This is a genomic window from Prosthecodimorpha staleyi (assembly GCF_018729455.1).
GTDB lineage: Bacteria > Pseudomonadota > Alphaproteobacteria > Rhizobiales > Ancalomicrobiaceae > Prosthecodimorpha > Prosthecodimorpha staleyi.
On the sequence record NZ_JAHHZF010000004.1, the window covers coordinates 187,382 to 200,052 of the forward strand.

The 12,671-nt window shown below is 69.2% G+C and carries 12 protein-coding genes; 8 read left to right on the forward strand and 4 right to left on the reverse strand.

The annotated features are described in order from the left end of the window. Positions 1 to 189 precede the first annotated feature (189 nt). The 4 genes from KL771_RS09255 (at position 190) to KL771_RS09270 (ending at position 4,467) form a co-directional block, all read left to right on the forward strand. Entirely contained in the window at positions 190 to 1,263 is a 1,074-nt protein-coding gene (locus tag KL771_RS09255) for an ABC transporter ATP-binding protein (RefSeq protein ID WP_261968534.1), read from the forward strand. A 12-nt stretch (positions 1,264 to 1,275) separates the two neighbouring features. Then, positions 1,276 to 2,562, forward strand: a complete 1,287-nt coding sequence (locus tag KL771_RS09260; RefSeq protein ID WP_390866570.1) for an ABC transporter substrate-binding protein — start codon at positions 1,276 to 1,278, stop codon at positions 2,560 to 2,562. Positions 2,563 to 2,740: 178 nt separating this feature from the next. Further along, complete coding sequence (locus KL771_RS09265; protein WP_261968256.1) at positions 2,741 to 3,634, forward strand: carbohydrate ABC transporter permease; 894 nt, start codon at positions 2,741 to 2,743, stop codon at positions 3,632 to 3,634. A gap of 17 nt (positions 3,635 to 3,651) precedes the next feature. Beyond that, positions 3,652 to 4,467: a carbohydrate ABC transporter permease gene (locus KL771_RS09270; protein ID WP_261968257.1), complete on the forward strand. Its 816-nt coding sequence runs from the start codon at positions 3,652 to 3,654 to the stop codon at positions 4,465 to 4,467. Positions 4,468 to 4,474: 7 nt separating this feature from the next. Here KL771_RS09270 and KL771_RS09275 read toward each other — a convergent pair whose 3' ends face one another. Continuing rightward, positions 4,475 to 5,479 (reverse strand): adenosine kinase, encoded by a 1,005-nt coding sequence (locus KL771_RS09275; RefSeq protein WP_261968258.1) that lies wholly within the window; start codon positions 5,477 to 5,479, stop codon positions 4,475 to 4,477. Positions 5,480 to 5,783: 304 nt separating this feature from the next. Between KL771_RS09275 and KL771_RS09280 the strand changes: the two genes are divergently transcribed. Beyond that, a complete protein-coding gene (locus tag KL771_RS09280) occupies positions 5,784 to 6,500 on the forward strand; it encodes a sulfate transporter family protein (RefSeq protein WP_261968259.1) in 717 nt (238 codons plus the stop codon). A gap of 22 nt (positions 6,501 to 6,522) precedes the next feature. On the opposite strand, the gene nth is transcribed toward KL771_RS09280, so the two are convergent. Further along, positions 6,523 to 7,416: an endonuclease III gene (gene nth, locus KL771_RS09285; RefSeq protein WP_390866571.1), complete on the reverse strand. Its 894-nt coding sequence runs from the start codon at positions 7,414 to 7,416 to the stop codon at positions 6,523 to 6,525. A 22-nt stretch (positions 7,417 to 7,438) separates the two neighbouring features. Between nth and KL771_RS09290 the strand changes: the two genes are divergently transcribed. Beyond that, complete coding sequence (locus KL771_RS09290; RefSeq protein WP_261968261.1) at positions 7,439 to 7,966, forward strand: DUF2244 domain-containing protein; 528 nt, start codon at positions 7,439 to 7,441, stop codon at positions 7,964 to 7,966. A 99-nt stretch (positions 7,967 to 8,065) separates the two neighbouring features. Next, on the forward strand, positions 8,066 to 8,974 hold the full coding sequence (locus KL771_RS09295; RefSeq protein WP_261968262.1) for a methylated-DNA--[protein]-cysteine S-methyltransferase: 909 nt from the start codon (positions 8,066 to 8,068) through the stop codon (positions 8,972 to 8,974). A gap of 111 nt (positions 8,975 to 9,085) precedes the next feature. Here the strand turns inward: KL771_RS09295 and htpG are convergent, their stop codons facing one another. Next, positions 9,086 to 11,017 (reverse strand): molecular chaperone HtpG, encoded by a 1,932-nt coding sequence (htpG, locus tag KL771_RS09300; RefSeq protein WP_261968263.1) that lies wholly within the window; start codon positions 11,015 to 11,017, stop codon positions 9,086 to 9,088. Positions 11,018 to 11,495: 478 nt separating this feature from the next. On the opposite strand from htpG, the gene KL771_RS09305 reads away from it, so the two are divergent. Further along, positions 11,496 to 11,693: a hypothetical protein gene (locus KL771_RS09305; protein ID WP_261968264.1), complete on the forward strand. Its 198-nt coding sequence runs from the start codon at positions 11,496 to 11,498 to the stop codon at positions 11,691 to 11,693. Positions 11,694 to 11,753: 60 nt separating this feature from the next. Here the strand turns inward: KL771_RS09305 and KL771_RS09310 are convergent, their stop codons facing one another. Beyond that, the gene (locus KL771_RS09310) at positions 11,754 to 12,668 is read right to left on the reverse strand and encodes a flagellin (protein ID WP_261968265.1); all 915 of its coding nucleotides are present in this window, start codon (positions 12,666 to 12,668) and stop codon (positions 11,754 to 11,756) included. Positions 12,669 to 12,671: the final 3 nt, after the last annotated feature.

Consider the following 12,671-nt stretch of genomic DNA (forward strand, 5'->3'; position numbering starts at 1 on the left):
TTGCCGGCAACAGGCGCTAGTCTCCGACCCCCGGAAGCCGCCGAGCCGGCATCCGGACTGGGAGAAGTGCCGTCATCGACCGACGCTCGGGTGCGCAGCCGCTGGCTTCGCGCCGGATAGGTCGTGACGGCCGTCATCGGACTGTCGCAGGCTCGCGCGATGGTCCGCAATGCCGGGGGGCGGGGACGCGTGTCGCGTATCGAAGTTCAGGAACTCACCAAGGTCTATGAGGGACGCAAGGCCGTCGCCGGGATTTCGTTCCGGGTCGAGGCCGGCGAACTCTGCGTGCTGCTCGGCCCGTCGGGCTGCGGCAAGTCGACGACCCTGCGCCTGATCGCCGGCCTGGAAGATCCCGACGGCGGCACGATCCGGATCGCCGACCGCGAGGTCACCCATCTGGCGCCGAAGGACCGGCGCATCTCGATGGTGTTCCAGTCCTACGCGCTGTTCCCGCATCTGTCGGTCGCCGACAACATCACCTTCGGGTTGGAGGTGCGCGGCGTCGCGAAGGCCGAACGCCGCGAGCGGCTCGGCAAGGTCGCCGCGCTGGTCGGGCTCACCGACTATCTGAAGCGCAAGCCCGCCCAGATGTCCGGCGGCCAGCGCCAGCGCGTCGCGCTCGCCCGGGCGATCATCGCCGAGCAGCCGGTCTGCCTGATGGACGAACCGCTGTCCAATCTCGACGCCAAGCTGCGCGGCGAGATGCGGGTCGAGATCCGCGCCCTGCAGCAGCGCCTCGGCCTGTCGATGATCTATGTGACCCATGACCAGATCGAGGCCATGACCATGGCCGACAAGGTCATCCTGATGAAGGACGGCCGGATCGAACAGGCCGGCACCCCCGCCGAGCTCTACGAGCGGCCCGCCACCACCTTCGCGGCCCGCTTCATCGGCGCGCCGGCCATGAACCTGATGCGCTTCGGCGGCGCCTCCGATCCGATCCTCGGCGTGCGTGCCGAGCATATGCGCCTCGGCCCGCCGACCGGCGACGCCCGCGACGCGACCGTGGCCAGCATCGAGTATCTCGGCGCCGACACCATCGTGGGCCTTGCCCGCACGCCCGGCGAGACCGTCGCGGTCAGGCTGCCGGGGCGCGCCGGCGTGCGCGTCGGAGAGCGCACCGGCCTCGCCTGGGAGCCGGCTCACGAGCACCATTTCGACGGCGCCAGCGGGCGCCGGATCGAGTCCCCGCCGATCGGCAGACCGGCCCCGGCCGGCATGCCGGCTTCGGCCGCCGCAATCCCGGAACCAACGAGCCCCTGAGGAGAGACCGACATGAGGATGTCCCGACGCACCACGCTGGCCGCCACCGCGGCCCTGCTGCTCGGCTTCGCCGGCCCGGCGGCCGCCGACACCACGCTGACCTTCTACTATCCGGTCGCGGTCGGCGGCCCGGTGACCAAGATCGTCGACGGCATGGTCGCCGATTTCGAGAAGGACAATCCGGGCATCAAGGTGAAGGCGGTCTATTCCGGCTCCTACCAGGACACGATCGCCAAGATCCTGACCGCCGTGAAGGGCGGCGACGCGCCGTCGGTGGCGGTCGCGCTGTCGACCGACATGTTCACCCTGATCGACGAGGACGCGATTGTCCCGTTCGACGACCTCGTGTCGAAGGACAAGGCCGCGACCTGGTTCAAGAGCTTCTATCCGGGCTTCATGGCCAACAGCCAGACCGGCGGCAAGACCTGGGGCATCCCGTTCCAGCGCTCGACCATCGTGCTCTACTGGAACAAGGAGGCCTTCAAGGAGGCCGGCCTCGACCCCGAGAAGGCGCCGCAGAGCTGGGACGAGATGCGCGCCATGGCGGCCAAGCTGACCAAGCGCGACGCCGCCGGCGCCGTCACCCAGTGGGGCGTGTCGATCCCCTCCTCCGGCTTCCCCTACTGGCTGTTCCAGGGTCTGACCACGCCGAACGGTGCCATCCTCGCCAACGAGGCCGGCACGCAGGTCGCCTACGACAAGCCGGACGTCGTCGAGGCGCTGCAATACTGGATGGATCTCGCCCAGAAGGACAAGGTCCATCCGCCGGGCATCGTCGAATGGGGCACCACGCCGAAGGACTTCTTCGAGAAGAAGGTCGCCATGATGTGGACGACCACCGGCAACCTGACCAACGTCCGGACCAACGCCAAGTTTGACTTCGGCGTCGCCATGCTGCCGGCCAAGAAGAAGCGCGGCTCGCCGACCGGCGGCGGCAATTTCTACGTCTTCAAGGCGGCCTCGGCCGAACAGCAGAAGGCCGCCGCGCTCTTCGCCGACTGGATGACCAAGCCCGAGCGCGCCGCCCAGTGGTCGATCGCCACCGGCTATGTGGCGGTCTCCCCGGCTGCCTTCGAGACCAAGGCGATGAAGGACTATCTGGCCGGCTTCCCGGCCGCCGGCGTCGCCCGCGACCAGCTCGAACATGCCGTGGCCGAACTCTCGACCCACGACAATCAGCGCGTCGCCAAGGCGCTCAACGACAATCTGCAGGCCGCGCTGACCGGCACCAAGACCGCCGCGCAGGCCATGAAGGACGCCCAGGCCGAGGCCGACCGCATCCTGAAGGCCTATAAGTGATCGATCCGGCCGTGAGCGCCTGACGGCGGTCACGGTCCCCCGAGACGCGATGCCGGGGCCTCGGTTCCGGCATCGAACCCGCTCCGGTGCGGCCCGGCGATGCCGGTCTCACCGCCTTCCGGTCCCGGCCGCGGCCCGGGACGTTCCGCATCCGGCCGCCTTCGGAGCCTCGACACCGGTGTCCATCCCGTCCCCGAACCGATCGCTCGCCGCGCGCGCCGAACCCTGGCTGCTGCTGCTGCCGTCGATCGCCCTGTTCGCGACCTTCACCCATATCCCGATCGTCCGCACCGCGATCGACAGTTTCCATTCGACGCCGAAGGGCGCCCGTCCGTCGCGTTTCGTCGGCCTCGCCAACTACGAGGACATGGCGGCCGACCCGATCTTCTGGAAGGCGCTGATCAACAACCTCGTCTATGCGCTCGGCACGATCCCGCTCTCGATCGCCCTGGCGCTCGCGATGGCGCTGTTCGTCAACGGGCGGATCGCCGGGCGCGGCCTGCTGCGCATGGCCTATTTCACCCCGACCGTGCTGCCGATGATCGCCGTCGCCAATATCTGGCTGTTCTTCTATACGCCGCATTACGGCCTGCTCGACCAGATCGCCGGCCTGTTCGGCTTCGGCGCCACCAACTGGCTGGGCTCGCAGGCGACCGCCCTGCCGGCCGTCATGGTGGTGACGGTCTGGAAGGAGGCGGGCTTCTTCATGATCTTCTATCTCGCCGCCCTGCAGACCATCTCGCCGGACCTCAAGGAGGCCGCGGCCATCGAGGGCGCCTCGGACCTGACCGTGTTCCGGCGCATCACCTGGCCGCTCCTGATGCCGGTGACGCTGTTCATCCTGGTCAATGCCGTGATCAACGCCTTCCGGATGGTCGACCACATCTTCATCCTGACCGGCGGCGGGCCGGACAATGCCACCAACGTGCTGCTGTTCCATCTCTATCAGGTCGGCTTCAAGTTCTGGGACCAGGGCTATGCCACCGCCCTGACCATCGTGCTGCTCGCCATCCTGTCGCTGATGGCGCTGGTCCAGTTCGTCGCCGCCGGCCGGCGGGTGCACTATCAATGAGCGGGAGCCGGACCTCGATGCGCCGTCACGCCACCCGCGACCGTCTCGCCAGCGCGGGCGCCTGGGCGCTCGGTCTCGCCTGGCTGGCGCCGCTGCTCTACGCCGCCTGGACCGCCTTCCACGCGGCCGAATACGCGACCCGCTTCGATCTCCTGGCGCCGATGACGCTGGAGAATTTCGCCCGCGCCTGGGCGGCCGCGCCCTTCCCGCGCTACTTCCTCAACACCGTGCTGATCGTGGCGCTGATCGTCGGCGCGCAATGCATCCTTTGCACGCTCGCCGCCTATGCCTTCGCGCGCTACCGCTTCCGCGGCCGCGATCTGGTCTTCGGCCTGGTCCTGCTCCAGTTGATGATCACGCCCGACATCCTGGCGGTCGTGAACTACCGGACCATGCGGCTGATCGGGGCGGTCGACACCATCTGGGGCATCGCGCTGCCCTATCTGACCTCTGCCTTCGGCATCTTCCTGCTGCGCCAGACCTTCCTGACCGTGCCGAAGGAACTGGACGAGGCGGCGCGCATCGAGGGCTGCGGCTCGCTCGGCGTGCTCTGGCGGGTCTATGTGCCTGCCGCCCGGCCGATCTACCTGGCCTACGGGCTGGTCCAGGTCAGCTACCACTGGAACAACTTCCTCTGGCCGCTGATCATCACCAATTCGGTCGAGACCCGCCCGCTGACGGTCGGCCTGTCGGTCTTCTCCTCGGTCGATCAGGGCATCGACTGGTCGGTCATCACCGCCGCGACGCTGATCACCTCCGGCCCGCTGCTGATCGCCTTCCTGATCTTCCAGCGCCAGTTCGTCCAATCCTTCATGCGCGCCGGCATCCGGTAACGGCCCGTCAGATCGAGAAGCCGTTCTGGCGGGCGAGGTCGGCGAGGCTGGTCTCGGGGCGGGCGCCGAGATGGCCGATGATCTCGGCGGCAGCAAGGCCGCCGAATTCGGCGCACATCGCCGGTTCGTAGCCGCGCGCGAGGCCGAACATGAAGCCGGCGGCGTAGAGATCGCCGGCGCCGGTCGTGTCGAAGACCGTCTCGACCGGATGGGCCGGCACCGCCACCGTCGCGGCGGAGGTGACGACCAGCGAGCCGGCCTCCGACAGGGTGACGGCCGCCATGCGGGCATCCTCGCGCAGCGCCGCCAGCGCGGTGTCGAAATCGGCCGTCTGGTAGAGCGCATGCACCTCGGCCGCGTTGGCGAAGACCAGATCGACCGTGCCGGAGCGGATCAGCTCCAGGAACTCGGCGCGGAAGCGATCGACGCAGAAGGAATCCGACAGGGTCAGCGCGACCTGGCGGCCGGCCTCGTGGGCGATGTGCGCGGCGACCCGGAAGGCCTCCTTGGCGGCCGGCGGATCCCACAGATAGCCTTCCAGATAGGTGATGCCGGCGGCGCGCACGATCTCCGGATCGATGTCGTCGGGCGTCAGATGCGAGCAGGCGCCCAGATAGGTGTTCATGGTCCGCTCGCCGTCCGGCGTGACCAGGATCATCGAGCGGGCGGTCGGGGCGGCGCCGGTCGCCAGCGCCGGCGTGTCGAAATGGACGCCGACCGCGCGGATGTCGTGCCGGAACAGCCCGCCGAGTTCGTCCTCGGCCACCTTGCCGATGAAGGCCGCCCGGCCGCCGAAGGAGGCGACGCCGGTGGCGGTGTTGCCGGCGCAGCCGCCGGAAATGACCCGGGCCGGGCCCATATGGTCGTAGAGGCGCACCGCCTCGGCGGCATCGATCAGCCGCATCGAGCCCTTGGCCAGCCCCTCGCGGACCAGAAAGTCGTCGTCCGCCTGCGCGATCACGTCCACGATGGCGTTGCCGATGCCGAGAACGTCGAAGCGCGTATCCGTCATGGAAAGGTCTTTCGGTAGAGGGGCTTGTCCGGCACCGGCCGGGGCGGATCGGGAGACGGGCCGGAGGGACGGGCGGCGGCCCGGGCGGCGGCCGGAAAGGGTGCCCTCCTCTAACGGAAAAGCCCCGTTGCGGCAACCGAGCCGCGGCCGGACCGGATCCGGGGCCTCACGACCAGGCCGGGCCGCCGACCGGACCTGGCTGGCCCGGCAACCGGGCCGGGCCGACACGCCTGTCGGGCTTGCCGCCTGATGGCCCCGGACTTATGTCGGGCAGGCCACCAACCGGTCCGGAGATCCGCCCCCGATGCCCATCGTCGCCGCCCTGCGGGCCTTCTCGGACGTCTTCACGCCGCCCTTCCGCTCGGTTCTGATCCGCTCGCTCGCCATCTCGGTGCTGGTCCTGGCCGCGGTCTGGGCGGCCGGCACACGCGCCGTGGCGGCGCTGGCGGCCTGGTTCGCCACGACCCATCCGCTCGACTATCCCTGGTATGTCGATGCCTTCACGACGGTTTCGGGCTTTGTCTCCGGCTTGCTGATCTTCATCGGCCTCGCCTATCTGGTCGCACCGGTCTCGGCGATCGTGGCCGGCTTCTTCCTCGACGACGTGGCCGCGACGGTCGAGCACACGCACTATCCGGCCGATCCGCCCGGCCTGCCGGTGCCGCTCAGGGAATCGATCGGAGCGACCGTGAAATTCACCGCGCTGGTGATCGTCGTGAACCTGATCGCCTTCCTGCTCCTGCTGGTGCCGGGGATCAACCTGATCGCCTTCTTCGTCGGCAACGGCTACCTGCTCGGCCGCGAATATTTCCAGCTCGCCGCCGGCCGCCTGATGCCGCCGTCGGCGGCCGAGCAGCTGCGCGCACGCCATGCCGGCAGCGTCTTCATGGGCGGGCTCGCCATGGCCGGCCTGCTCGCCGTGCCGCTGCTCAACCTGATCACGCCGCTGTTCGGCATCGCCCTGATGGTGCATCTGGTCAAGCGGCTGACGGGCGCGCGCACCCTCCCTGCGCCGCACTGACCGATCGGACCCGAGCGTTCGGTCAGGCCTCCGGCGCCGGCTCGGCGCCGCGCGGGTAGCCGGCCCGGGCGATCTCGAGCGGCAGCGGCACGGCATTGGTCTTCTCGTCGCTCCGGCACAGATCGGCGATCACGCATTGCGCGCAATCCGGCTTGCGGGCCTTGCAGACATAGCGCCCGTGCAGGATCAGCCAGTGATGCGCGTGGCGCAGGAATTCGTCCGGGATCACCTTCAGAAGCGCGGCTTCGACCTCGTCGGGGGTCTTGCCCGGCGCCAGACGGAGCCGGTTGCCGAGCCGCAGGATATGGGTGTCGACCGCCAGCGTCGGCTGCCCGAAGGCGCCGTTCAGCACCACATTGGCGGTCTTGCGGCCGACCCCCGGCAGGCTGACCAGCGCGTCGCGGTCGGCCGGAACCTCGCCGCCGAAGCGGTCGAGCAGGGCCTGCGACAGCAGGATCGTGTTCTTGGCCTTGTTGCGGAAGAGGCCGATCGTCTTGATCAGGTCGCGCACGCGGTCCTCGCCGAGCGCGACCATCTTGGCCGGCGTATCGGCGAGCCGGAATAGTTCGCGCGTCGCCTTGTTGACCCCGACATCGGTCGCCTGGGCGGACAAGACCACCGCGACCAGCAGCGTGAACGGGTTGACGTGATCGAGTTCGCCCTTCGGCTCCGGCGCCACGGCGCGAAAGCGCTCAAAGATGGTGCGGATTTCGTCGGCCGTATAGGATCCCACCGGCTTTCCGGCCGGAGCCTTCCGCGCCGCCGGCTTCGGCCGCATCGGCGCCGCCCGGGTCGTCGCGCCGGCCGGCTGGGCGGCCGACGGCGCCTTCCCCGCAGGACGCGTGCCAGCCGGCTTTGCCGCTGGGCTACGGCTTTTCACGGATTTTTCCCTGGGCTTCTGCTGATCGGCGGCCATTTCGGATCTATACTCTCGCGGCATGACGGACAGCAACGCAGCCCTTGCCGAAACGCCCTTCTTTTCAGCCGTGCTTCTGCCGCACAGGTCGCTCGGTCCGCGCGGCTTTCTGATCCTGATGGGTGCGGTGGCCCTCGTATCCTTCGCGGTCGGCCTCCTGTTCTATCGGATCGGCGCCTGGCCGGTGAGCGGCTTCCTCGGGCTCGACGCCGGCCTCGTCTGGTTCGCCTTTCGCTTGAACTATCGCGCGGCGCGGGCACGCGAGGAGGTCTCGGTCTCGCCGCACGAGGTGGTGGTCCGCCGGATCGCTGCGCATGGCCCGGTGTCCGAATACCGTTTCAATCCGCTCTGGGTTCGGCTCGATGTCGAGGAGGTCGAGGACGAAGGCGTCACCCGCATCGCGCTGCGCTCGCATGGCCGCAGCCTGGCGATCGGCGGCTTTCTCAATCCGGACGACCGCACCTCCTTCGCCGAGGCCTTCCGGCGGGCGCTCGCCGCGGCGAGATCGGGCCGACCGGGCGATCTTCTCGCGGCGCGGGCCGCGGAATGACGGCCCGTCGCGAACCGGCCGTCCGAAATCGGGTGTCGGGACGGGACCGGTCGGGCTAGGGTCGCGGCAGCCAATCCCGTAAGACGCTGCGATCCGCCCATGACCCTCGATCTCTTCGCCAATCTCGAGCCTCAGCCCGTCGGCGCGGCCGGCACCGATCTCGATGCCGATCCGGCCGGCGACTATCGGCTGGTCAAGGCCGCCATCGAACTGATGAGCGAGCGCTGGCGCGAGCAGCCGAGCGTCGAGGCGATCGCCGCCAAGCTGCGCCTGACCCCGGTCCAGTTGCAGCGGCTCCTGGTCCGCTGGGCCGGGCTGACCCCGAAGGCCTTCCTGCAGGCGATCACGCTCGATGCGGCGCGCGCGCTTCTGAAAGATGCCGCCAGCGTGCTCGACACCACCTACGAGGTCGGCCTTTCGGGGCCCGGGCGGCTGCACGATCTGTTCGTCACCCACGAGGCGATGACGCCGGGCGACTACCGGGCGCGCGGGCGCGGGCTGACCATGCGCTGGGGCCTGCATCCCTCGCCCTTCGGCACGGCGCTGGCGGTGGCGACCGATCGCGGCCTGGCCGGGCTCGGCTTCGCGGAACCGGGCGGCGAGGCCGAGGCCCTCGCCGACATGACCCGGCGCTGGCCGCAGGCCGACTATGTCGAGGATGCCGCCGCCACCGCCCCTTACGTGGCGCGCGTGTTCGATCCGGCCGAATGGCGTGCCGACCGGCCGCTGAAGGTGGTGATGATCGGCACGGATTTCGAAATCCGCGTCTGGCGCACGCTGCTGCGCATCCCGATGGGCCGCGCCACCACCTATTCGGACATCGCCGCCCATGTCGGCAACCCGAAGGCCAACCGCGCGGTCGGCACCGCCGTCGGCCGCAATCCGCTCAGCTTCGTCGTCCCCTGCCACCGCGTGCTCGGCCGCTCCGGCGACCTGTGCGGCTACCACTGGGGCCTGACCCGCAAGCGCGCCATCCTCGGCTGGGAGGCCGGACAGGTCGCCGGATAGGCTTGGTAGCGCGCGCCCGACCGACGGCACGCCGTCGGAGGCGGCCGGCTTTCGGTCGCGAGGCGGCCGGCCTGGGACGGGCCGCCTCGGCGAGGATATGCGGGACCCGCGTCAGACCATCAGCTTCTGCATGACATGAACCAGACGGCGGCCGAAATCGGCCGGATCGTCCGGGGCCTCGCCGTCCAGGATGCGGGCCTGGCCGAACAGCAGGAAGCCGGCATCCTCGACCAGCGTCCGATCGGTGTCGGCCAGATGGCGCGCCATGGCGGCGACCAGCGGGTGCTGCGGATTGAGTTCCAGGATCGGCTTGGTGAAGTCGCTGCGGCCCTGGCTGCGCGACATGAGCTTCTCGAATTCCTTGTCGGGTCCGAAATCGGGCGCGACGAGGCAGGCCGGGCTTTCGGCGAGACGGGTCGAACTGCGCACGTCGGCGACCCGGTCGCCGAGCGTCTCCTTGACGAAGGCGACGACGGCGGCGACCTCGGCGGCACCCGCCGCCGCCGCATCCGGCTTCGGCGCCCCTTCGGCGAGCGGGATGGCGTCGAGATCGGCCGCACCCTGCGTCACCGACTGGAACGGCTTGCCGTCATAGCCGAGCGCGGTGCGCACCCAGAAGGCATCGACCGGGTCGGTCAGCAGCAGCACCTCGACATCGCGGGCGCGGAAGCCTTCCAGATGCGGGCTGGCGGCGGCCCGCTCGGGGCTGTCGGCGAGCACATAGTGGATGCGCGTCTGGTTCTCCTTCAGGTCCGCGACATAGTCGGCGAGCGAGCGCCAGCCGTCGCCCGACTTGGTCGACTTGAAGCGGATGATCTTGAAGAGATCGTCGCGCCGGTCGGGATCCTCGTAGAGACCCTCCTTGATGACCGGGCCGAACGCCTCCCAGATGCGCAGATAGGCCTCGGCATCCGACGTGGCGAGCTTGCCGAGTTCGGTGAGAATGCGGCCGGTCACGCCCTTGCGGATGGTCTCCAGCAGCGGGTTCGACTGCAGCAATTCGCGTGACAGGTTGAGCGGCAGGTCCTCGCTGTCGATGACGCCGCGCACGAAGCGCGCCCAGGCCGGCAGGATCTCGACTTCGTCGGAGATGAAGATGCGCCGGACATAGAGCTTGACGCGGCCCTTGCGCGCCGGATCGAACAGGTCGAACGGCTTCATCGACGGCACGAACAGGAGCACCGAATATTCGGTGCGGCCCTCGGCGCGGTAGTGGATGGTCAGCGCAGGCTCGTCCCACTGGCCGGAGACGTTGCCGTAGAACTCGGCATATTCCTCCTTGGTCACCTCCGACTTCGCCTTTGCCCACAGGGCCGAGCCGTCGGTCAGTTCCCGGGAGGCCGCCTCGCCGGCCTTGGCGAAGCGGATCGGTACGGGCACATGCGCCGAATAGGTCTTCACGACCCGCTCGACCGTCGTCTCCTCGGCATAGTCCTTGGCGTCCTCGGTCAGTTCGAGCACGATCCGGGTGCCGCGCGCGGGTGCATCGGCAAGGTCGGCCGGGGCGACCTCGAACGTACCTTGCCCGTCCGAGATCCAGCGCCAGGCCTCGTTGGATCCGGCCCGGCGGCTGGTCACGACGACGCGGGCCGCGACCATGAAGGCCGAATAGAAGCCGACGCCGAACTGGCCGATCAGACGCGAGCCGTCCTTTGCGCCGCCGTCCTGGCCGGCCGCGGCGTCCTTGGCGGCGTTCGCCTGTTCGAGGAACGCGCGCGTGCCGGAGCGCGCGATGGTGCCGAGATTGTCGACCAGCTCCTGACGGGTCATGCCGACGCCGTTGTCGGAGACGGTCAGCCGCCGGCCGGCCGGATCGGCCTCGATGACGATTTCCAGCGGCGCGCCGTCCGCGTTCAGCGCAGGATCGGACACCGCCAGCCAGCGCAGCTTCTCGCAGGCGTCGGCGGCATTGGAGATCAGTTCGCGCAGGAAGATGTCGCGGTTCGAATAGACCGAGTGGACCATCAGGTGGAGAAGGCGCGCCACCTCGGCCTGGAAGGCATGGGATTCGGCAGGTTGCTCGATCGTATCGGTGCTGCTCATGGCGTCTCGGCGATCCGTGGCCTGGGGCAAGGGCCGGGCGGAGCGGGAGCTCCGGCGGCGGGCTTGCGTCGACGATGGGAACGGGACCGCCCGAACGATGCCGCATCGGCTCGTCCGGGCCGGCCCACGCGAAGGGAATGCGGCCCGGACGCGGGGCCGAAGCCCCGGTGCCGCGCCGGAGCCGCTGATATCGTCCGACGGCGGGCCGAATTCAAGCTGGTTCGCATGCGCCGTGCCGCAAGGCGACACCGGCCGGTTCGGGGCGCCGGCAGCCGTCGCCGCGCCGTGCCCGGCAAGCATCCCGGCCCGGTCCGGGCACCATCCCGGGGCATCGGAACGGTTGCGCTTTCTTCAATCAGGCGTCGCAAGACGAAATTTCCGAAAAGATTCGCACCCGCAATATTAACGAAGTTCGAATTGTTAGAGTTTCATTAACCATACCGCGCAAGCATTCGCCCATGCAGTCGGAGAGATCGACATGGCCGTCGAATCGCATCGCGCCCGACCGGTTCTCGATAGCGCCCGGGACATCCAATACGCCCTCGAGCAGATGAGCCGTGTCACCGACGATCGGACCCACATGTGCCGAAGTCTGGTCGAGCATTTCGCCGTCGATCTCGATCTTCTCGCCTTGGCCATGCGTCGCACGGCGGCGGGCAAGAACGCGCCGGCCTGACGCCCAGCCGGGACGACGGCGTTCGCGCGATCGTGCCGCTCCGGGCAGGATCGGCCGCGATCACTTCAGGAAATCGCTGAGCCGAAGGCTCTGGATCTTGCCGATCGCCGCATAGGCGGCCTCCAACTGGGTCTGGTAGCTGGAGAGGCGCGCCGCCACGGCGGCGACATCCACATCCGTCTTGCCCGACAGCTCCGTCTCCGCATAGGTCCGGTCGTCCTGGCGCGCCGTGACGGCGCTTTCGAGCGCCGCGGAGGAGAGGCCGAGCCGGGCCTGGGCCGTGGCGAGGCCGCTCACCGCCGTGTCGACCAGGCTTCGCGCCTCGGTCAGGGTCGCCGAGTCGTAGCCGCCACCGCTCAAATCGGCGCCGGCGATCAGGCTGAGAGCGCGCAGCGTCGTCTCGAAGCCGGCATCGTCGGCGGTCACGCCGTAACGGATCACCTCCTCGGCCGAGACGCGCACCGACGCGGTCTCGTCGGTGCCGGCATAGTAGCTGGTATCGGCGCTGGTCGGCGTGGTCTGCGGTGCGATCGCGTCCTGGACCACCGGCGCCAGGTCGGTGGCCGAACCGGCGAACAGATAGCGGCCCTGGTATTTCGTGTTCATCAGGGCGGTCATCTGGTCGAGGATCGAGGCCGCCGTCTCCTGCAGCGTCGCGCCGTCGCTCAGCGACGAATCGATCGACGTCAGTGCGGAGGTGAACTGGTTGAGCAGATCGGCCATCGATCCGACCGCGCTGGCCGCCGCCTCGACCTGGCTGCGCGCCGCGGTCGCGGCCTTCTCGTAGATGGTCGTGCGGTCGATATAGGTCTCCAGCGCGATGATCCGCCCGGCTCCGGCACCATAGCCGCCATAGTCCGTGGCGACCTTGCCGGATGCCTGCTGGAGCGTGGCGTCGGCCTGCTCGGCCTGGACGCGCATGGCGGCCTGGACGAGATCGGACGTGCCGGAGAAGGTTGCGACGCGCATGGCCATGAC